General features: G+C 60.6%; 24 protein-coding genes. 21 read left to right on the forward strand and 3 right to left on the reverse strand.

Translation table 11 applies throughout. The annotated features are described in order from the left end of the window. The 3 genes from BFQ04_RS17375 (at position 1) to BFQ04_RS17385 (ending at position 1,822) form a co-directional block, all read left to right on the forward strand. Entirely contained in the window at positions 1 to 267 is a 267-nt protein-coding gene (locus BFQ04_RS17375) for a Cro/CI family transcriptional regulator (protein WP_083218002.1), read from the forward strand. Positions 268 to 332: 65 nt separating this feature from the next. Continuing rightward, on the forward strand, positions 333 to 887 hold the full coding sequence (locus BFQ04_RS17380; protein WP_371914516.1) for a hypothetical protein: 555 nt from the start codon (positions 333 to 335) through the stop codon (positions 885 to 887). Positions 888 to 892: 5 nt separating this feature from the next. Further along, positions 893 to 1,822 carry a hypothetical protein gene (locus BFQ04_RS17385; RefSeq protein WP_256544587.1) on the forward strand — a complete coding sequence of 310 codons (930 nt, stop codon included), beginning with the start codon at positions 893 to 895 and terminating at the stop codon, positions 1,820 to 1,822. Between the two features lie 703 nt (positions 1,823 to 2,525). On the opposite strand, the gene BFQ04_RS28690 is transcribed toward BFQ04_RS17385, so the two are convergent. From BFQ04_RS28690 to BFQ04_RS17395, 3 genes are all read right to left on the reverse strand, one after another. Continuing rightward, positions 2,526 to 2,786: an ogr/Delta-like zinc finger family protein gene (locus BFQ04_RS28690; RefSeq protein WP_038449110.1), complete on the reverse strand. Its 261-nt coding sequence runs from the start codon at positions 2,784 to 2,786 to the stop codon at positions 2,526 to 2,528. A gap of 72 nt (positions 2,787 to 2,858) precedes the next feature. Then, positions 2,859 to 3,728 (reverse strand): phage portal protein, encoded by an 870-nt coding sequence (locus BFQ04_RS17390; RefSeq protein WP_065951868.1) that lies wholly within the window; start codon positions 3,726 to 3,728, stop codon positions 2,859 to 2,861. Next, the gene (locus BFQ04_RS17395; protein ID WP_065951869.1) at positions 3,640 to 5,697 is read right to left on the reverse strand and encodes a terminase large subunit domain-containing protein; all 2,058 of its coding nucleotides are present in this window, start codon (positions 5,695 to 5,697) and stop codon (positions 3,640 to 3,642) included. The genes BFQ04_RS17390 and BFQ04_RS17395 overlap by 89 nt, the downstream gene beginning before the upstream one ends. A 163-nt stretch (positions 5,698 to 5,860) precedes the next feature. Between BFQ04_RS17395 and BFQ04_RS17400 the strand changes: the two genes are divergently transcribed. The 18 genes from BFQ04_RS17400 (at position 5,861) to BFQ04_RS17480 (ending at position 17,998) form a co-directional block, all read left to right on the forward strand. Next, positions 5,861 to 6,778 carry a GPO family capsid scaffolding protein gene (locus tag BFQ04_RS17400; protein WP_065951870.1) on the forward strand — a complete coding sequence of 306 codons (918 nt, stop codon included), beginning with the start codon at positions 5,861 to 5,863 and terminating at the stop codon, positions 6,776 to 6,778. A 1-nt stretch (position 6,779) separates the two neighbouring features. Next, positions 6,780 to 7,799, forward strand: coding sequence for a phage major capsid protein, P2 family (locus BFQ04_RS17405; RefSeq protein WP_065951871.1), 1,020 nt, complete (start codon positions 6,780 to 6,782; stop codon positions 7,797 to 7,799). Next, positions 7,796 to 8,521 carry a phage terminase small subunit gene (gpM, locus tag BFQ04_RS17410; protein ID WP_065951872.1) on the forward strand — a complete coding sequence of 242 codons (726 nt, stop codon included), beginning with the start codon at positions 7,796 to 7,798 and terminating at the stop codon, positions 8,519 to 8,521. Before BFQ04_RS17405 ends, gpM begins: the two co-directional genes overlap by 4 nt. 98 nt (positions 8,522 to 8,619) lie before the next feature. Further along, a complete protein-coding gene (locus BFQ04_RS17415) occupies positions 8,620 to 9,081 on the forward strand; it encodes a head completion/stabilization protein (protein ID WP_065951873.1) in 462 nt (153 codons plus the stop codon). Then, positions 9,078 to 9,527, forward strand: a complete 450-nt coding sequence (locus BFQ04_RS17420; RefSeq protein ID WP_065951874.1) for a phage tail protein — start codon at positions 9,078 to 9,080, stop codon at positions 9,525 to 9,527. Before BFQ04_RS17415 ends, BFQ04_RS17420 begins: the two co-directional genes overlap by 4 nt. Further along, entirely contained in the window at positions 9,517 to 10,197 is a 681-nt protein-coding gene (locus BFQ04_RS17425; RefSeq protein ID WP_065951875.1) for a virion morphogenesis protein, read from the forward strand. Before BFQ04_RS17420 ends, BFQ04_RS17425 begins: the two co-directional genes overlap by 11 nt. 11 nt (positions 10,198 to 10,208) lie before the next feature. Continuing rightward, entirely contained in the window at positions 10,209 to 11,330 is a 1,122-nt protein-coding gene (locus BFQ04_RS17430; protein WP_065951876.1) for a DUF2586 domain-containing protein, read from the forward strand. A 6-nt stretch (positions 11,331 to 11,336) separates the two neighbouring features. Further along, the gene (locus tag BFQ04_RS17435) at positions 11,337 to 11,786 is read left to right on the forward strand and encodes a phage protein (protein ID WP_032895736.1); all 450 of its coding nucleotides are present in this window, start codon (positions 11,337 to 11,339) and stop codon (positions 11,784 to 11,786) included. Further along, entirely contained in the window at positions 11,786 to 12,004 is a 219-nt protein-coding gene (locus BFQ04_RS17440; RefSeq protein ID WP_065951877.1) for a TraR/DksA family transcriptional regulator, read from the forward strand. The genes BFQ04_RS17435 and BFQ04_RS17440 overlap by 1 nt, the downstream gene beginning before the upstream one ends. Then, positions 12,001 to 12,207 carry a hypothetical protein gene (locus BFQ04_RS17445; RefSeq protein ID WP_032895737.1) on the forward strand — a complete coding sequence of 69 codons (207 nt, stop codon included), beginning with the start codon at positions 12,001 to 12,003 and terminating at the stop codon, positions 12,205 to 12,207. Before BFQ04_RS17440 ends, BFQ04_RS17445 begins: the two co-directional genes overlap by 4 nt. Continuing rightward, positions 12,204 to 12,737 carry a lysozyme gene (locus tag BFQ04_RS17450; RefSeq protein ID WP_065951878.1) on the forward strand — a complete coding sequence of 178 codons (534 nt, stop codon included), beginning with the start codon at positions 12,204 to 12,206 and terminating at the stop codon, positions 12,735 to 12,737. Before BFQ04_RS17445 ends, BFQ04_RS17450 begins: the two co-directional genes overlap by 4 nt. After that, positions 12,737 to 13,189: a lysis system i-spanin subunit Rz gene (locus BFQ04_RS17455; RefSeq protein ID WP_065951879.1), complete on the forward strand. Its 453-nt coding sequence runs from the start codon at positions 12,737 to 12,739 to the stop codon at positions 13,187 to 13,189. The genes BFQ04_RS17450 and BFQ04_RS17455 overlap by 1 nt, the downstream gene beginning before the upstream one ends. Positions 13,190 to 13,223: 34 nt before the next feature. Beyond that, positions 13,224 to 13,511, forward strand: coding sequence for a putative phage tail assembly chaperone (locus BFQ04_RS17460; protein WP_032895740.1), 288 nt, complete (start codon positions 13,224 to 13,226; stop codon positions 13,509 to 13,511). A gap of 20 nt (positions 13,512 to 13,531) precedes the next feature. After that, a complete protein-coding gene (locus tag BFQ04_RS29690) occupies positions 13,532 to 13,675 on the forward strand; it encodes a DUF6890 family protein (RefSeq protein ID WP_370881244.1) in 144 nt (47 codons plus the stop codon). 6 nt (positions 13,676 to 13,681) lie between these two features. Then, on the forward strand, positions 13,682 to 15,994 hold the full coding sequence (locus BFQ04_RS17465) for a phage tail tape measure protein (RefSeq protein ID WP_065951880.1): 2,313 nt from the start codon (positions 13,682 to 13,684) through the stop codon (positions 15,992 to 15,994). Continuing rightward, entirely contained in the window at positions 15,991 to 16,308 is a 318-nt protein-coding gene (locus BFQ04_RS17470) for a DUF2590 family protein (protein ID WP_065951881.1), read from the forward strand. The genes BFQ04_RS17465 and BFQ04_RS17470 overlap by 4 nt, the downstream gene beginning before the upstream one ends. Continuing rightward, positions 16,305 to 17,477, forward strand: coding sequence for a baseplate J/gp47 family protein (locus BFQ04_RS17475; RefSeq protein WP_065951882.1), 1,173 nt, complete (start codon positions 16,305 to 16,307; stop codon positions 17,475 to 17,477). The genes BFQ04_RS17470 and BFQ04_RS17475 overlap by 4 nt, the downstream gene beginning before the upstream one ends. Continuing rightward, entirely contained in the window at positions 17,474 to 17,998 is a 525-nt protein-coding gene (locus BFQ04_RS17480; RefSeq protein WP_065951883.1) for a phage tail protein, read from the forward strand. The genes BFQ04_RS17475 and BFQ04_RS17480 overlap by 4 nt, the downstream gene beginning before the upstream one ends. Position 17,999 lies beyond the last annotated feature (1 nt).

The raw sequence follows: 17,999 nt of genomic DNA on the forward strand, positions 1-17,999 counted from the left end.
ATGAATCAGATCCAATTGACTGAATTGGTTGCGAAAATTGGTCAGGCTGCAGCCGCCGAGGCATTCGGCATCAGCCCCGCAGCAGTTCATAAAGCGATCAGATCTGGTCGCCAAATCATCGTATCCATAAAGGCCGATGGGACTTACTTGGCGCATGAGTTACGTCCGTTTCCCACCCACAAAGCGCTGAGGTCTGCCTCCTTGGAGAGGGCCGGGGGCGGAGTAGTGGAGCGCGGGGTGAAGGCTATGGGCTGCAGAACAAAGTGACTACGTCCAGTTCCAGACAATTGTCCATTTCCCGAGACCAGGTACTGGTAGCCCACGCTGCCGAAATGATCGCCCGCACTGGATTCAGTCAAGACGATTTTGCCCAGGTGTTAAGTGCGAACCTGCATCGACAGATTCCCGGCAAGGCTGTCAGCAAAGACGTGCCTGACTTCGCGGTCCTTGTCCTTGGAAACGACACCACGTCTTTTCTGAGAGCTTCCGGTGCCTGGCTGCGCCGCGTAGGCCGCTGGCTCAGTGGCGAGGTAGATCTACCGAGTTGGGTCGAGGAGTCATGGGTAGAAGCGCTGGAAGGCGAATTCAGAGACTGCTGTGTCAATGAGTTGGCCAGCCGTCACGGCCTAACTGGTGCGCGTGAGCTGGACGGCCAAGGTAGTCCGCTTGGAGTGTTCGGCCAACTGGTCTCCCGGTTAGGCAATACCGTTGCTTTGGGCAGCGAGATCCTGGCTGATGGCCGTATCGATCGTGAAGACCTGGACAAGCTGCCAGAGTTTGTTGACCGGCTGCGTTCGGCTGAGGCTCGGTGCAGCGAACTGCGCTCACGGGCAGAGGCTGTGCTGCTTGAACAGGCCGAAAAACCTCACTTGTCCCGGGTGAACTAGTTTCTGTGACTACCCTGGACAAGGACATCCAATCGCGTGCGGCCAACAGCCGTAAGGGCGGCACCAGTAAGGGCCGGCCGGCGACTGTTCATAAAGACAAAAAAAGTCCACATGCCGCGCTGCACGCGCCAATTCGGGCACCTCGGTATTCAGCTCCACGTCGCTTGACGGGACAGCAGCTGAAAAACCCATTGCTACGGATGGCCTTCTCACGGCTCCGGCAGATCGGAGATCTACGCGGTAAATACTTGCGGGACCTGGACACCATCCATGGCGGTCGTCGCACGCGCTCCGAAAAGTTTGAAGCCTTGGCCAAGGCTTCCGAGCAGATGCTTTTGCGGTTGGACTTGGCTACCGGTGTATTGGGGTGGCTCGACGTCGAGCGCGGGCAGTACTTCCTCAATACGCAATGCGGCATCGCGGAAGATTGCGATATGTCCCCAGCGTCTCTCAACCGGCTGATGCACAGTCTGGACCTAGCTGGGTACGTTTACCGGCGGATCGAAAAAGTTCGGCTGGACGAAAAGGACGAGGCTGGGCTTAACCTGGTGAGGACTCGTGTCCTGGTCCGGTTCACCGAAAAATTCTTCGCGGATCTTGGTGTGCGCTACCTTTGGTTTCGGGCCAAAAAGGCTGCGATCAAACGCCGGGACAAGGAGCTACGTGAAGTCTGCGGCCTTCGTGCGGCACGCCAAGAGAAAGCATCACTGGAGGCGTTCCGGCGACAGCAATCCCGCAACAACTGGGAGAGAAGTGAGGCGCGCAAGGCGGCTCATGCACATGGCCAACACGAAACGCTGAATCCTACTACCACCGGATCACCTGCTGGGTTAAAACCTCCCCTGGAGCCTGACAGAGGGCCAGGCGGTGTGGGCGAATCCATGGCGCGCCTACTGCGCAACGTCCAAGTCAAGAAAGACACTCCGACGAAGTAATCGCATCCCCTGCGAGGCCAGGTTACGCCTGGTGGTCGAAAAAACACCCTCCTGCTGTATTTGCCGCACTTGCACGCGTCGTAATGCGGATAAACGCGTACCGTCTCCCCCCATTTTTATCGTCTTTTTCCAACGGCGCCGGCGTGCGCGTGGGTGATCCAGAAGGCCTTTGAATTAAACGGAATTTTATACCCCTCTCAGCATCCCCAAAGGGTATTAAAAAGAGATTTTCGAGGTGTCCGTAGGTTCAGTGTGTTGGATACATGATGATGCCTTCGCCCAAGGGCTCAGTTCGCTACGCTCAGCTTTTTATGAGGAGCGCGGGCTGCGCGCCCGCCCAGCGGCAGGGCAGTGCCCTGCACCCATGCTAGATACCCATCACTCCGTTCTGGCGATCTAGCGCCCACAAAGCGGTAATTGGGCGCGCCGAGGTGAGTTGTAAAATTTACCGGCAGCGATCGCGGGCATATTGGGACGGCGCAGCTTATATTTTTGGGAGCGGTTTTGACGGGCAACCGGCCGCTGCGCGGGTAGCGCCGCGCCACGATTGTGGGATTCAGTCGAGAATGTCGCGGCGGCTTATATGCCTGCGCTGCAGGCATTCCGATGCGATAGCCGCCATTGGTGTTGGGCGGGGCCGCTTGGCGGCACTGTATTGATGAGGATGGGGCGAGGCGAGGAGTAGGGGAGGATGGTCCGGCAGTCAGGCGGGTTGCGAGGCGCCGACTTGGAGAAACAGCTCCTGCTGCTGTTCCGCCGGCAAATTGCGGATACGTTCGAACAAGAGCGTTTCCAGGCGTTGTGTGGGTGGTCGTAGTGAGTGCTTGAAAGTCAGCTCCGATACCCACGTGTGCCCGCACTGAGCATCCAGGCATTGGCAATACAGCTTTACATAGCCCCGGGTAATCTCTTCCCGTGAACTGATTCGGCCCTTGTGATCGCAGGCAGTGCAGTAGATTCGCATGGTTCCCTCCCCAGGGTTTAAGAGCCATCATTATGCCTTTCGGATTGGTGATAATCACTAACTACTGTCTATTTATTCAGTTGTTTGTTTGGGTTTTTCAGGTGTTCTCCAGTTGATTCTCCTGTCGTTGCGAAGGTTTTCGTTGATTTGGTTGAACAGCTGACAAATCGGCCTGATCTCGTTGCTGGTATACACACGATCGATCTTCTCGATATCCCCAAACCCCCCGCTGTTTTCCGGGATGATCCCGGCCAGGGCAGGGTTCATTCGCCAGGCGGCGATCACGTCGTTACGAGTGATGTTCTTCACCTTCTCCAGCTCGTCCTTGGCCTGGAAGTCCCCCACGGGGATGATCTGGATCGCATTTTCCTTGCCGTTGGGGATGTTCACGAACATCGAGCGGAAGTTGCCCACGCCCTTGCTCGCGCTGATCTGCGCGCGCAGGTTCTCTTCGTCTTCCTCGGTCAAGTCCGGGTCGTTGGTGTAGAAGATGTATCCCGCGTGCGCGCCGTTGCTGTAGTAGCGCCGGCGGAACAGGGTCGCGGCTTCGTTGAGCAACAGCGCCTGCAGGCCGCCCAGGTAGTCCGGCACGCCGTAGATGTTCTGTTCCACGTCGTAGTCCAAGACGTGTTCGATTTCGTCCTGCTCGAAGTCCATGAACTTGCTATCGGGCAGCAGCATCCTGAAACCCCCGTCGACCTTCACCCGCATGTTGATGGCGGGCAGGTGCTGCATCTCCAGCACTTCACCGAAGGCGTTGGTATCGCGGTAGAAATACGCCTCTCCGAACACCATGTAGTCCAGGCTGGCCCGCCCCATGGTCTGCGTGCTGCAGCCTTCGGAGGGGATGAATTCACGCAGCAGCAAGTTGCGCTTGAACTTTGGAATGGCGCCGTGGTGCGCGTTGGCGCGGAGCAGCTTGGCCAGGCCCGCCCGCGACACTGGCGGTTTGTAGATCTCGCCGTCGTCGCTGAGAAACACCCCCAGGTACTCGCCGATGTTGCCGGACAGCATCTGTTCGGGTTCCCCGAAGGTGAACGCCCGCATGGGCTGCGGCTGTCGCGCCTGTTGGCTGATTTGGGGCTTTTTGTGTCGTGGCTTGGGCATTGGTTCCGCTCGTGACGTAGCGGCTACGGCGCCGCTTGTTGGTGTTGAGGGGTTCATTGAACAGGGCGTGCATGATCGACCAGGCGATATCGGCATGGCCGGTGGCGTCGGTTCGCGAAGCGCTGTAGGTCACTTGGCCGCTGGTAGTGGTGCCGCGCTTGATGGTCAGGAACGCCTGGGCGATGTCGGTCCAGCCGGCGTCCCATTCGATGCGGCTGCCCTGGATCGTGTCCTGCGCCTTGAGTACCAACAGGTTCTTGGTCTCAAGGCTGTAATGGATCGGCGTGGCTTTAGGGTAGAAGTCTCGCACCAGGTCGAACACGCCATAACCCACGCCGGTGATGTCGATACCGATGTGTTGGACGTTGAAACGCTCGGTCAGCTTTTTGACCTGGGCGGCCTGGTAGTTGAACGAATGCCCCCGCCAGCTGTGCTTTTCCAGGATGCGGAATTTCGCCCCGGGTTCCAGCGGCGGGGCGACCACCACACACGTGGCGTCGTCGCGGGTGCGGCTCGGATCGTAGCCAAGCCACACCGGACTGTTGCCGAAAGGTCGATCCAGCTCCGGGTCGTAGTCCTCCCACAACGACAGGTCGGAATAGCACCGCTCCAGATCCTTGAGACCGAACGCGCTTTGGCTGCTGTCGATGAACTTGCAGTAAAACAGCTGCTGGAATTTGTCTTCGTCGTACTCCAGCTGCAGCTGCTCCAGGTCGAACAGATCGCACCCGCCATCGATCGCGTCCTGGATGGTGATGGTCTTGCGCCATTGACCATCTGGGCACAGCGCGCCCTGCGTGTAGGACGCCTCGGTAGGCCAGGTGCCGCCGGCTTTCTTGCCGCGTTTGCTGTTGCGGAATTCCTCCCCGGACCAGAACGGGTATGCCTGGTGTGACACTGCGCTGGGCGTCGAGAAGTAGGTTTTGCGCCACTTCTTGTGGGTACCCATGGCGCTGGCCACGGTGCTGAGCTTTTCGAAGTCTCGGATCCAGAAGTACTCGTCCACGTACACATGGCCGTGGTAGCCCTGGGCGGTGCTGCTGTTGGTCGACAGGAAGCGCAGCTCGGCGCCGTTGCTGAGCGTGATCGGATTGCCGGTCAGCTCGATATCGAACCACTGTTTGGCAAACTGGATGATGTAGCTGCGGAAGATCTCCGATTGCGAGCGGCTGGCTGACAGGAACACCTGGTTGTCGCCCGTTAGTACCGCGTCCATGAACGCTTCGCCGGCGAAGTAGTAGGTCAGACCGACCTGGCGGCTTTTGAGAATGTTGCGAATCCGGCTCGTCAGCGGGTTTTGCTTGGCTGCGAACAATTCCTGCTGATAGCGGTACATCTTGCTGATGAACTTATCCAGGAAGTCGACTTCGGTCAGCCCGCTGATATCGTTCTTGGCCTTCTTTTCTTTTTTCCTATCACCGCCCTCGCCACGGTTGGAGCGTTCGCCACGCGGCCGCCTGCGCGGTTCCTGAGGCTCGCCCATGTCGTCGCCGTTCGATGCTGCCACCGGTGCGGGCTTGGCCGCTTGTTTCAGCAGTCGTTCGCGAACGATGGTCAGTCGGTCCAGTTCGTTGAGGTCGTCTTTGGACAGGCTGCCAACCTTGTCCAGGAGGAGGGTGATCCGCCGGCCGACGGCAGTCAGCGGCTCTTCGTCCGACAGCATGTCCTCCCAACCGCCCTGGCGGATCCAGTAGTAGACGATCCGGATGTTGGGCAGGTTGAGCTGCGCCTGAATTTCCTTTGCCTTACAGCGGCGCAGAAACAGGCGTTTGGCGGCTTCTTTAACTTCGGTCGAGTAGTACATGGGCCGCAGTCTATGCGGCGAAAACGCTGAAAACGCGGGGTTAAATTCCGTGATCCGCCTATATCTCAGATATAGGAGAAACGCGCATTTGAACTGTTTGTTTGAGGGCTGACGGCTCCCTATCTTGGCGGCTCATTCAACCGATTGAGCGCAGTCAACGCCCATGCCCCGTTCCCTTGTTTCGTTCTGGAAACGTGTCGCCACCAGCGGCATCACCGCCGATGGTCGCGAGATCCTTCCCCAGGAACTGCGCGATATCGCTGAAACCTACAAGCCGTCGAAATACACGGCTGTTATCTGGTGTGAGCACCAACGTTCGGAAGGTTCTTTCGGCACCGTATACGCGGTCCGTCTGGTTGAGGAGGGCGACGACCTGGAGGAAGGGCAGGTTGCCCTGGAGGCCCAGCTCAAGCCCAACGACCGACTGCTGTACCTGAATGACCAAGGGCAGAAGCTGTTCACCAGCATTGAAATTTGGCCGAATTTTGCCGGTAGCGGCAAATCCTACCTGACCGGCCTTGCGGTCACCGACACCCCTTCGAGCCTGGGCACTCAGGAACTGTATTTCTCCCGCCGAACCAACAAAGCCACGTACTACGCCGCTTCCGTTGAACTGGGCACCTTTGAGGAGGAGCCCCAAGGCGAAGTGGGCAAGCTAATCGGTTTGCTCACTGGCTTTTTCAAGCGCTTCGCGGCGGACGCTGAGCCCGCCGAACCCACCACCCCAACTGAGACCAAACCCCCTATGGATGAAGCTACCGCAACGGCCTTAAAAGCCCTGCTGGCTCAACTGCTGATTGTCGCTGCCGGCATTCAAGCCGTGGTTGAGCCCGTCGCCGAAGAGGCCCCCGAGCCAGAGCCAGAGCCGATTGATGACGTGCAAGCTGCCGTCGACGGCATCGTCACCACTGCTGAAGAAGAGCGTGAGTTCAGCCGTAAGGGCGGGGCTACGAATAAGGCGCTGTTGGCGAGCATGGCGGCGTTGGAAAAGCGTTTCACAGCGCTGCAGAACACCTCCGCCGGTCGCCAGTTGCCGCGCAACCCAGGCCCCGTAACCGCTCCACGACGCAAGGTGCTCTGACATGGCCCAGCCATTAAGCGCCCGTGGCGCCAAGCAGTATGCCGAGCTGCAGGAAGCGATCGCCGAAGCGTACGGCATCGAAAATTCCACCCGCATGTTCAGTGTGGACCCGACGATCGCCCAGGAACTGAACGACGCGATCACCGCGAAAGCCGACTTCCTGGAGCGTATCAACGTCACCCCGGTCAGTGAGATCAAAGGTGAAAAAGTCTTCATCGGCGTGAATGGTCCGGTCACCGGCCGCACCAACACCAAGACCACCGACCGCGAAGCTAAAGACGCGTCGGCGTTGGACAACAGCACCTACGAGTTGGCTGATACCCAGTCGGACGTAGGCCTGCCATACGCCAAGATCGACGCCTGGGCGAAGTTTCCCGACTTCAAAGAGCGCTATTCCGCTGCAGTGCAAAAGCGCATTGCCCAGGACCGAATTGTTATCGGCTTCCATGGCACCCGCGCCGCGCCTCAGACCGACCTGGCGGCGAATCCCAAGCTGCAGGACGTGAACAAAGGCTGGCTGCAGCAACTGCGCGAACAGGCCCCACAGCAGGTGCTGAAAGAGGGCGCCGCCGCTGGCAAGGTTACGTTGGGCGCCGGTGGTGACTACGCCAACCTTGATGCCCTGGTGCACGACACCAAGCAAATGGTGGACGAGATCCTGCGCGAGGACGGCGACCTGGTCGCGATCATCGGCACCGACTTGCTCGCCTCTGACAAGGCCAAGCTGTACACCAAACAAGGCGATACGCCGACCGAAAAAGAGCGCATCGAAAACGCCCAGGTCATTGCGACCTACGGCGGTCTGCCGGCGTTCAGCGTGCCGAACTTTCCGGTCAACGCGGTGCTGGTCACCAGTTGGGACAACCTGTCGATCTACTACCAGGACACCAGCTGGCGCAAACAGACGATCGAGAACCCGAAACGCTCCCGCGTCGAGGACTACAACAGCCGCAACGAAGGTTATGTGATCGAGCAGTTGGAAAAGATCGCCCTGACCGAAAACGTGGAGCTGGTGAAGTGAGCCTGGCCCTGGCGCACAAGCGGCGCACCTTGGCGTTGGGCAGCACAGCAGTGGCGGCGCTCGCCGCTACTGCAGGCATGGCCTACACCCCGGGCGATGCCCTGAGCAGCCCAGCCAATGCGCGCAAGCACCTGTTGCTGCAGGAAGCCGCGTTGGACCAGGACCTGGCGCGCATCAGCGCGATCAACGGCTTGGCCGGTCGCCAGGCCCTCAAGCGCGAAGAGCTGCTGCCCAAGTACCAGGAATACGTGCAGCGCTACTGCGATTCGGGGCTGAACTTCCCCAATCGCGTTGCAGTGCAGGTGATGGTCTGGTTGTTCGATACCGCTCAGTTTGATGACGCGTTGGAACTGGCTGACTTCCTGATCGAGCAGGGCCAGCAGATGCCGGAGCGCTTCAAGCGCCGCGACATCCAGACCTTTGTCGCCGACGCCGTGTGTGAGTGGGCCTACGCCGAATACAAAGCCAACCGCAGCCCAGAGCCTTACCTCTCTGACCTGCTGCCCCTGGTTGACGGTGAATGGCAGCTGACGGAGCAGATCCCGAGCAAGTACCACAAGTTGATCGGTATGCGCGCCATGGAGGCCGGGAATTTTGAGGTCGCACTCAAGCACCTGGAGCGTTCAACGGAGCTGTACGCCCAGGCCGGCAATGACACCCGTATCGAAAAGGTCCGCAAGGCCCTGGCAAAACAAGCGGCCGCTAACCCGGCCACCGAATAACCGACTACCCCCCCAAGCGGGGACTTGTGGAAGTGAGCCGCCCATTTATGGACCGTCCCACTGAAAACAGGCTCCCCGCCCTATTTGAGCGGCCAGCAATGAGCTTTTCCGGGAAAACAACCACCTTTGTGGAACAGACGATTGAGAACGACGGCTTTTGGCCTGACCTCTCTGTGTCGGAATTCCAGAAGGAACAACGCCTGCCGGCGGAGTACCTGGTAGAGCTGCTGGTCGACGCGTTGAACACTGCAATGGTCGAGGTCAACACGGACCTGGCCAAGTGCAAAGCTCGCTGGCAAGCCAATGGCATTACGCGGATCGAGTCCGCGGATTCCACGCTGCTGCCAGAACGTAGCTTTCAGGTGAAGCTATACAAGCGTGCCGTGTACTGCCGCGCCAAAGGCCACTCACTTCCGCAGTTCGCCACCGTCACCCGCCGCGAAAGCGCCGAGAACACCGGTAAGGAGGCGCCCGAGCGTGCGGAAACCTTCTTGGCCTTCAGCCAGCAGGCCGTGCGCGCCCTGCAGGGCCGTGGCCGCATCACGGCGGCGCTGCTGTGATCCAGCTGCAGGCGCTGACCGCCTTCCTGATGGCGCGCAACCTGGTGGCGCCGGAGCAGTTCGATAGCTGGACGGAACAGGTCAGTCTTGAACTGATTTGGAAGCCCGACCGCGACGGCCTGCACATGGCCGATATGCGCTACCGCGCTGTGTTCGCCCTGGAGCGATTCGCCGGCAACCCGGCCAGGCTGATGGCTTTGGTGGGCAGTTGGCTGGAAAACCATGATCCCGATCGGGACCGCCACGAACTGCCGGCGCCGCTGTTCGCAGTTGAACCGCTCGACCAGGACAGCTTCGACGTGGACCTGTCCCTGGAATTCGTCGAGCCGCAGTACCTGGCCGAAGACCCTGATGGCGAGATCGAGGCGTTCGGCAAGACCTGGGCGTTCGTCCCGTTCGATCTGTGGGTTGCCGAGCATGGCGAGGTGGGCAGCAATGGCCGCTAACCCGCTCGACCTCGATGTCAGGGGCTTGCTCGATGTTGACGCCCAGTTGGCGTTACTTGAGCTGCCGCCCCAACTGCGCCGGCGGTTGCTTAACAGAGTGACCACACGTGTGCGGACCATGAGCCGCAAACGCGTACGTGAGCAGCGGAACACCGACGGCACCCCTTTCGCTGAGCGCAAGGGCTCGGCCAAGGGCAAGAAAAAGATGGAAGCGGGCCTGGCCAAGCTGCTGCAGGTCACCCGCGTCAGCTCCGACGAAGCCGAGCTGGGCTGGAAAAACGCCTTGACCCGTTGGGTCGCCGCCCAGCAGCACAACGGCGTCAGCGAGCGGCGTACCGCTGCACAGATGCGGCGCTGGAACAAAGTCCCCCCAGGCATCGCCTGCACCGACAAACAGGCCAAGCGCCTGCGCCGGCTGGGCTTTCGTGTTCGCCAGAAGGGCAAGAAGGCACTGGCCAGGCCGTCGGTGGCATGGATTCAAGAACACGTGAACTACGCCAAGGCCGGCTTGCTGATCCGCATTTTGAACGACGAACGAACCGAGTCTACCGGCGCGCAAAGCTGGGATATCACCCTGCCCAAACGCCAGTTCCTCGGTGTGGAGAGCGGAAGCGAAACCCGCGACCTGGTTAACCAGGTGTTCCAACAAATCCTTAATTCACCCCGCTAACGAGGCACAGCATGGCACTTGGCAAAGTCAGCGTTAACAATCTCAATCTGGGCCAAGGCGCCGTGACTGAGATCGAGCGCTATTTTCTGTTCATCGGCCCCGGTCCGAAGAACACCGGCAAATTGATCGCCCTCAACACCGATAGCGATCTGGACACCCAACTGGGCCTACCGGCCAGTGACCTGAAAACACAGGTCACTGCCGCACGCCTCAACGGTGGCGATCGCTGGGCGTGCCTGGCGGCGCCGATCGCGCCGGAAGGCGACTGGACTAAAGCCCTGGAGATGTCCCAGCAGCAGGGCTTTTCCGTCGAGGCGGTGGTGATCACTAAACCGGTGGCAACTGGCGCCGAGCTGTCGGCCATGCACGACGCGGCGGTGTCGATGAATGACACCTACGGCCGTCGTGCCTTCGTTATGGCGGCCACGGCCGGCCTGTCGCTAAGCCCATTCCAAAGCTGGGCCGAGTACCTGGTGGCTCAAAAAGCGATCACCGCCGGCGTATCCGCGCCGCGTGTCCTGGTAGTGCCGCAATTGCACGGTAACGACCTGGGCGTGTTGGGCGGCCGGCTGGCCAACGCGGCGGTCAGCATTGCTGACAGCCCAATGCGCGTGGCCACCGGTGCGGTGCTGGGGCTTGGCCCCGTACCGGTCGACTCCGAAGGCGTGCCGTTGCCGTCCTCGATCCGCGCAGAACTCGACAAGGCGCGGTTCTCCGTCTCCCAGACTTATTCCGATTACCCGGGCGTGTACTGGGGCGACGGCAACATGCTCGATGCACCTGGTAGCGACTACCAGGTCGTGGAGTACCTGCGCCTGGCTGACAAGGCGGCGCGCCAGGTGCGACCGCTGTTGATTCGCCGCGTAGCCGATCGTCGCTTGAACAACACCCCCAACAGCATGGCCGTGAACGTCAATGCCCTGATGGCGCCGCTGCGCCGCATGGCCAAGTCGGTCAAGTTCGACGGCGAGGTGTTCCCGGGTGAGATCGAATCGCCGAAAGACGGCGACATCGTGCTGACCTGGAAGAGCAAAACCGCCGTTGAGGTGTACATCAAGCTCAAGCCTCACAACTGCCCGAAAGACCTCACGGCGAACATTGCCCTGGACCTTTCCAACGACGATTCGGAGTAATCCCCCATGTCACGTATTGGCGGCAAGAACTTTGACGTGAACCTGGGCGATCTGCTGGTCCACGTTGAAAGCTGCACCCTGGATATCACCGACAACAGCAAGACCGCACAAACCCGGGGCGTGCCTGACGGCTACGTCGATGGCGATGTGGCAGCGGCCGGCGAACTGGAGCTGGATTCCACCAACTTCAACCTGCTGATCGAAGCGGCGCGCACTGCCGGCAGTTTTCGCAAGCTTGATGCCTTCGACACGGTTTTTTTTGCCAAGGCGGGCGACGACGAGCTGCGCATTGAGGCCTTCGGTTGCAAGTTGAAGGTATCCAGCCTGCTGAGCATCGATCCCAAAGGTGGCGAGAAGACCAAGCACAAGGTGCCGTTCGAGGTCACCAGTCCGGACTTTATCCGTATCAACGGCGTGCCGTACCTGGATGCCACCGAAATCGAGGGTATTAGCTGATGGTCTGCCCGTTCGATCGCGCCCAAGCCCTGGAACAACGTCAGCGGGACCAGGCTATCAACGCCCAGTTGGCCCAGGCCCGGCGTGAGTCAGCGGGCCCAAGCCTGACCCACTGCCAGGACTGTGATAACGAGATTCCGGCAGCGCGCCAAGCGCTCGGCGGCAAGACCCGCTGTGTCACGTGCCAGTCTTTTTTCGAAAAAGGAGTGCAGCGATGAGCACGAATCAAGCGGCCCAGGACACCGCCATCGCACTGGCGAAAGCGTCACCTGCGATCGGTGTAGCCGCCACTGGGGCGACAGGGGCCATCGACTGGTCGGCTGTCGCCTACATGCTGACTGCCGTTTACATGGTGCTGCAGATCCTGCTGTTGGTTCCCAAGTATCGCCAGATGCTGCGTGACTGGAAGGTGAAGCTATGAGCCTGCGCGGCAAGATCGCCGCCGGCGCTATCGCGCTCTGCAGCTCCACGCTGGTGCTGTTTTTGGGCACGTGGGAAGGCAATGGCCAGAACATCGTCTATGCCGACAAGCTGGCTCGTGGCCTACCAACCGTGTGCAAGGGCATCACCCGCCACACCAGCCCTTACCCGGTGGTTGTGGGGGATTACTGGTCGGACGCTCGCTGCAACGAGGTGGAGCAGTTGGTGATCAGCAAAGGCCAACTGCAGCTGGCCGACTGCATCACCAATCAGGACGTGGGCCAGAACACTTTCGACGCCCTGAGTAGCCATGGCCACAACTTCGGCAACCCCAGCACCTGCGCCAGTCGCGCCGTGGGCCTGATCAATGCTGGTCGCATCAAAGACGGCTGCCAGGCCCTGGCCTGGGCACCGGACGGCAAAACACCGGTATGGGCCTTCGTCACCGACGCCCAGGGCAAGAAGGTGTTTATCCCGGGCCTGCATGCGCGCCGACTGGCGGAAGCTGCTTTGTGTCAGGCGGGCTTGTGATGCGCGAAGGCTTTTTCATTCTGGTGGTGTGCCTAGTGGCCTGGTTCGGATTCGATCTGCTGGAAGGCCAGCGCGACATCGCCCGTAACGAGCGTGACGCCGCGCTGTTCGAAGCCAGCGGCCTGCGCGAAGCGGCGCGTATTAGCGGCGAGATGCTGGCTGAGCGTGACGCTATCGACCTTCAACGCACCCAGGAACTCAACGATGAACGCATCGAAAACGACGGCTTGCGCCGCGCTGTTGACGCTGGCCTTAAGCGGCTGCGCCTCAACGCCACCTGCAGCGTCCCAGCCACCCCAGCGGCCGGCGCCGGCGGCGTGGCTGATGCAGGCACCGCCGAACTCACAGCAGACGCTCGACAGGATTATTTCACCCTCAGAGATCAGCTTGCCCTCAGTCGGCAAATGATTCTGGGCCTGCAGGACCACATGCGCCGGGTTTGCCTGCGCTGATTCAACACTTTCTAAATCTGAACGGAGCAACACCATGACCGATACACGCGATATCACCCTGGAAGTCGGCGACAAGGAATTCACCTTCGCTCTGACCCCGCAGGACGTGACCAAGTACTTCAACGCCGTGACCCAGACCAACAAGGTTTCGCCGGCCAACAACCTGCTGGTGACCACCGTTAAGCAGGAACAGCGCGCCACCCTCAAAGCCCAGTTGGGCAACCCTGTGCTGGTCATGCAACTGGCCGGCGCGCTCCTCGAGGAGTACGGCCCGGACGTTGAAATCACCGTAAAAAAGCCCTCGACCACGCCGAACGACTGACCGAAAGCGGCCTTGGCCAACTGGTGGCCCTGGCCGGTCGCTGGCTACCTGGTGCCGAGCCCACCGCCGAGGTGATGGGGACGGCCAAGTGGCTGGAGGATGAACACTGGCGCCGGATGGAAATCGCCATTGCCAACGGCATCGCCTATGCACTCAACGGATAAACACTGATGGCTGACAAAAGCGCCCGCCTGGCCTTCATTTTGAGCCTGACCGATAAGGTCACCGCCCCGCTGGGCAAGGTCAAGATGGGCTTTTCTGATTTGGCTGAACAGAGCGAAAAGCACATCAAGACGATGGGGTTTGGTCTGGCGGGCATTACGGGCGCGTATGTCGGTATCACCCAATCCATGGAACCAGCCCTTGAGATGAATCGCGCCCTGGGCGAAGTTCGATCATTGAACGTGGCCGAGGATGCGTTGAATGCGTTGAACCGCAAGTCTTTGGAGTTTTCCGTGGCGTATGGCGAAAACGCCCGGGATTTTGTCGCCTCGGCGTATCACATTGAAGGCGCCATTAAGGGACTGGTGGGCAACCAGTTGGCGACTTTTACCAACGCCAGCGACGTGTTGGCCAAGGCCACCAAGTCCGACGCCGACACCATGGGCACGTACGTCGGCACGATGTACAACCTGTTCAAAGGCCAAGCTGACGCAATGGGGAAAGGGCAGTGGGTTGAAACCCTGGCCGGCCAAACCGCCACGGCGGTGCAGCTGTTTCGCACCAGCGGCGAGCAGATCGGCGAAGCCTTCAAAGCCGCCGGCGGCCTGGCCAGCACTGCAGGCGTGAGCCTGGCCGAGCAAATGGCGGTGCTGGGCACGTTGGGCAGCACCATGGATGGCGCGGAGGCCGGTGGTCTCTACAAGTCTTTCTTTGAGAACGTCAGCGGCGCGTCGGAAAAGCTCGGCATGTCCTTTGTCGACCAGCAGGGCAAGTTGCTGCCGATGATGGATATCCTGGACAAGCTCAAAGGCAAGTTCGGGGATCTGTCGATTGAGGCCAACGGCAAGCAGCTGCGCGACGCCTTTGGTGGTGAAGCGGCACGTCTGATTACCACACTGATGGGCGACACCGGCCGCTTGAAAAACGGCATGGAGCAACTGGGCAATGTGCGTGGCCTGGAGAACGCCGAGCGTATGGCCAAAAACATGGTGGACCCGTGGCAGCAGTTCGGCGCCGCCGTGCAAGCTCTACGCATCGCTTTTGGCCAGTCATTGATTCCGATCCTGACACCGTTGATGGAACGCCTGGTGGGCATTGCAAGCACGCTGACTCGTTGGACCCAGTTGTTCCCCAACATTACCCGGCTGATAGGGATAGTCACGCTGTCGTTCCTGGCGATCACCGCCGCCATGTCGTTGCTGACCCTGACTGTGGGGCTGTCGAAAATGGCTTGGCTGGGAGCCACTGTGGTGTGGAATGCTCTCACCTGGTCGGGCTACCGCAGCATCGCGATGTTCCTGTACCACACCGTGATGGTGATCGGCTTTGTGGCTGGCCTGGTGCTGATGGTCGCATGGATGGGCCTGGTCAAAGGCGCGATGCTGCTGTGGCAGGGCGCGATCTGGCTGGTCAATACCGCGTTGTTGGCCAACCCGGTGACCTGGATCGTGATCGGCATCGTTGCCCTGGTCGCGGCTGTTGCGGCGGCGATCATTTATTGGGACGAGTGGACCAGTGCGCTGCTCAACAGCGAGGCGTTCCAGTGGGTCAGCGGCCAACTGACCACGCTGTCTGAGTGGTTCGATTCGATGGGCGGCTGGTCAGCCATGGCCAGCGCGGCCTGGGACGGCATCGTCAACATTTTCAAAAGCGCGATCAACGGCCTGATCGAGATGTTGAACAAGATCCCGGGTGTGCAGATCGATGCGGCGTTCGGCGACATGCCGGCCGCGCCGGACTTGCCCACTATCAGCGCGCCACAGGTCGAGGCACCGTTGCTGCCGCAATTGGTGAGCGCTCCCCAGCAACCCATCCAGGCGCCGCCCCTGGTCATGGCTGCTACTCCGAAAGCACCGCAGCCGGCCATGCCAGCTCTCAACGCTCTGCAGCCCCGGACCCAAGCGCCGGCCCTCGTGCTGGCAACTGTGCCGAAAACCCCGGCGCCGATCGCGCAGCCACTGACCGCTCCCGAAGCCCCGCGTGCGGCGCCGGCCCTGGTGGCAGCGCCGGCATTAAAAACGCCGGCGCCGATCGGGCCGCAACTACACGTTCCGCAGCCAACGCAACCGCCGGCTCTGGTCACGGCGTCCAAACCGACCGAGAAGGCCGAGCAGAGCCAGCAACGGATCAACAGCGCAGTCACCAGCCTGTCACCGAAAAGGCCCGACGCCGTGCCCCGGGGCGGCTTGCTGGCGAGCATCCAGAACAACAACCAAACCCAAAACAAGGGCACCCACGTGGAGAACGTCAACATTCACACCGGCAAACCGATGAACCCGCTGGAGCTGGAAGGCATGTTGGCCATGGCGGTGGGCGGATGAGCGAATACATCGACCTGCTGATTGCCGACAACGACCTGGTACTGGACCCATCGCGTCAGCCGCTGCTGATCGAGGACCGAGCCAGCATCGCCCAGGACATCGCGCACATGATCCGCGAGAGCGGCTTGCTGGTCACCTTGGTGGCCGAGCGCAGCCGCCTACGTCAGCGCGATTGCATCCAGCAGTTGGAATTGCTGGTGGAGGCTGACGAGCGCCTGGTCCCCGGCACAGCGCTGATCAAACAAGTGGAGTCTGGCCAGTACCTGGTCACGGCGAAAACGCTGAAATTTGGCGACATCGAGGTGACCCTGTGAGCGACGTAGATTTTAAGCAGGCTCTGGCAGACGGCGGCATCCCAGTCACCGAGGAAGGCTTGCGCCAGGCGTGGGAAAAGGAAGTCGCGGCCCAGGGCAGCAAGATGAGCAACACCAGCGCCTATTCGCCGTTCTGGCGGGTAATCACTGCGCTGGTGACCAAGCCGGTGCTGTGGCTGATCAACTTCGTCAGCGGCACGATCCTGCCGAATTTCTTTGTCAAAACCGCACGCGACAAATGGCTGGATATGTTGGCCTGGGCGGTCAACGTCGAGCGTAAAGGTGCGACCAAGGCCAAAGGCGTGCTGCTGTTCACCCGCGATGTGCCGGGTGGCGCGCTGGAATTGCCCGCCGGCGTGAGGGTGCAGTCTGCGGCGATCAACGGGCATATCTACCAGTTGATCACTACCCAGGCCGTGACCTTTGCGGACGGCGTGCTGCAGCTGGAGGTCCCGGTAGAAGCCGAGGACGTGGGCAGCGGCTACAACCTGGCCCCGGGTTACTACGCCATCCTGCCGGTGCCCATTGCCGGCATCGTCCAGGTGGTGAACGCTGACGGTTGGCTGATTGCACCAGGTGCAGATCCGGAGCCGGACGATCAGTTGCGTTTGCGCGTGCGCAACCAGTTCTCGGCGGTCAACCAATGGCACACCGACTCTGTGTATCGCGCCATGATCTCGGCCTTCCCGGGCGTTCGGCCGGACGGTGTGTATTTTCTGCACGGCGCCCCGCGCGGGCCGGGCAGTGCTAATGCCTACGTGCTGTTTGATGCAGACGTGCCGGCAGCGACTTACCTGGAGCAAATCAACGCGCATATCCGCGACCAGGGCAACCATGGCCACGGCGATGATCTGCTGGTGATGGTGATGCCGGAAACCCAGCACGCGCTGAGCCTGACCCTGTGGCCACGGCCGCTGCTGACCGTTGGGCAGCGCGCCAAGCTGCAGGCTGAGGTTGAACAGTTCATTCGTGCGGCCTTCCGCGAGAGCGGCACCGGTGACTATCAGCCAACGCTGACCTATCCCCAGTCGCGGTTTTCATTCAGCCGCCTGGGCGAAGAGCTTCACCAGCAGTTCCCTGGCATTGAGTCGCTGCATTTTGACAATGCCGACATCGTGTCAGAGCTGAGCATTCCGAGGATCAAAACCCTGCAGGTGGTGCCGGCATGATCAAACTCAATTTGCCGTTCTGGCTTGATGGCCCGCAGTTGGCCAAGTTGAAAGCCGCTGCCCAGTCCTGGTGGGAAAAGGTCGAAGGTTGGTTGCAGTGGCCGCTGCTGCAGATGGATGCCGACACCTGCCACCTGACCGTGCTGGATCTGCTGGCCTGGCAACGGGATATCAGCCGCTTCAAGGACGAACCCGAAAGCCTGTACCGACTTCGGGTCAAGTTCGCCTTTATCAATGCAGTGGACGCCGGCAGCACGGCAGGGCTCAAACGCATCTTGCAGCGCTTGGGCGTGGGTTACGTCGAGATTGACGAACGCATGCCCGGTCGGGACTGGGACGTGGTGATGCTGCGTCTTTCCGACTCCCAGCTGTCGCAGAACCCGGAGCTGCTGCGCGTGTTGATTCAGCAGTACGGCCGCACCTGTCGGCGCTATGACTTCGTGACCCTCACCCCCGTATCGCTGCGCCTTGTCGCGGCTGACTTTAACGACGATCAGCAAACGCTGATCGCCAGCCTGTAGG

This window comes from Pseudomonas sp. 37 R 15 (assembly GCF_900004865.1).
GTDB lineage: Bacteria > Pseudomonadota > Gammaproteobacteria > Pseudomonadales > Pseudomonadaceae > Aquipseudomonas > Aquipseudomonas fluorescens_AM.

Excerpts from the sequence above, each read along its gene's own strand:
- BFQ04_RS17375 (WP_083218002.1), top strand. The coding sequence starts at position 1 with ATGAATCAGATCCAATTGACTGAATTGGTTGCGAAAATTGGTCAGGCT.
- BFQ04_RS17380 (WP_371914516.1), top strand. The coding sequence starts at position 333 with ATGATCGCCCGCACTGGATTCAGTCAAGACGATTTTGCCCAGGTGTTA.
- BFQ04_RS28690 (WP_038449110.1), bottom strand. The coding sequence starts at position 2,786 with ATGCGAATCTACTGCACTGCCTGCGATCACAAGGGCCGAATCAGTTCA.
- BFQ04_RS17395 (WP_065951869.1), bottom strand. The coding sequence starts at position 5,697 with ATGTACTACTCGACCGAAGTTAAAGAAGCCGCCAAACGCCTGTTTCTG.
- BFQ04_RS17400 (WP_065951870.1), top strand. The coding sequence starts at position 5,861 with ATGCCCCGTTCCCTTGTTTCGTTCTGGAAACGTGTCGCCACCAGCGGC.
- BFQ04_RS17405 (WP_065951871.1), top strand. The coding sequence starts at position 6,780 with ATGGCCCAGCCATTAAGCGCCCGTGGCGCCAAGCAGTATGCCGAGCTG.
- BFQ04_RS17415 (WP_065951873.1), top strand. The coding sequence starts at position 8,620 with ATGAGCTTTTCCGGGAAAACAACCACCTTTGTGGAACAGACGATTGAG.
- BFQ04_RS17425 (WP_065951875.1), top strand. The coding sequence starts at position 9,517 with ATGGCCGCTAACCCGCTCGACCTCGATGTCAGGGGCTTGCTCGATGTT.
- BFQ04_RS17430 (WP_065951876.1), top strand. The coding sequence starts at position 10,209 with ATGGCACTTGGCAAAGTCAGCGTTAACAATCTCAATCTGGGCCAAGGC.
- BFQ04_RS17435 (WP_032895736.1), top strand. The coding sequence starts at position 11,337 with ATGTCACGTATTGGCGGCAAGAACTTTGACGTGAACCTGGGCGATCTG.
- BFQ04_RS17440 (WP_065951877.1), top strand. The coding sequence starts at position 11,786 with ATGGTCTGCCCGTTCGATCGCGCCCAAGCCCTGGAACAACGTCAGCGG.
- BFQ04_RS17445 (WP_032895737.1), top strand. The coding sequence starts at position 12,001 with ATGAGCACGAATCAAGCGGCCCAGGACACCGCCATCGCACTGGCGAAA.
- BFQ04_RS17450 (WP_065951878.1), top strand. The coding sequence starts at position 12,204 with ATGAGCCTGCGCGGCAAGATCGCCGCCGGCGCTATCGCGCTCTGCAGC.
- BFQ04_RS17455 (WP_065951879.1), top strand. The coding sequence starts at position 12,737 with ATGCGCGAAGGCTTTTTCATTCTGGTGGTGTGCCTAGTGGCCTGGTTC.
- BFQ04_RS17460 (WP_032895740.1), top strand. The coding sequence starts at position 13,224 with ATGACCGATACACGCGATATCACCCTGGAAGTCGGCGACAAGGAATTC.
- BFQ04_RS17465 (WP_065951880.1), top strand. The coding sequence starts at position 13,682 with ATGGCTGACAAAAGCGCCCGCCTGGCCTTCATTTTGAGCCTGACCGAT.
- BFQ04_RS17470 (WP_065951881.1), top strand. The coding sequence starts at position 15,991 with ATGAGCGAATACATCGACCTGCTGATTGCCGACAACGACCTGGTACTG.
- BFQ04_RS17480 (WP_065951883.1), top strand. The coding sequence starts at position 17,474 with ATGATCAAACTCAATTTGCCGTTCTGGCTTGATGGCCCGCAGTTGGCC.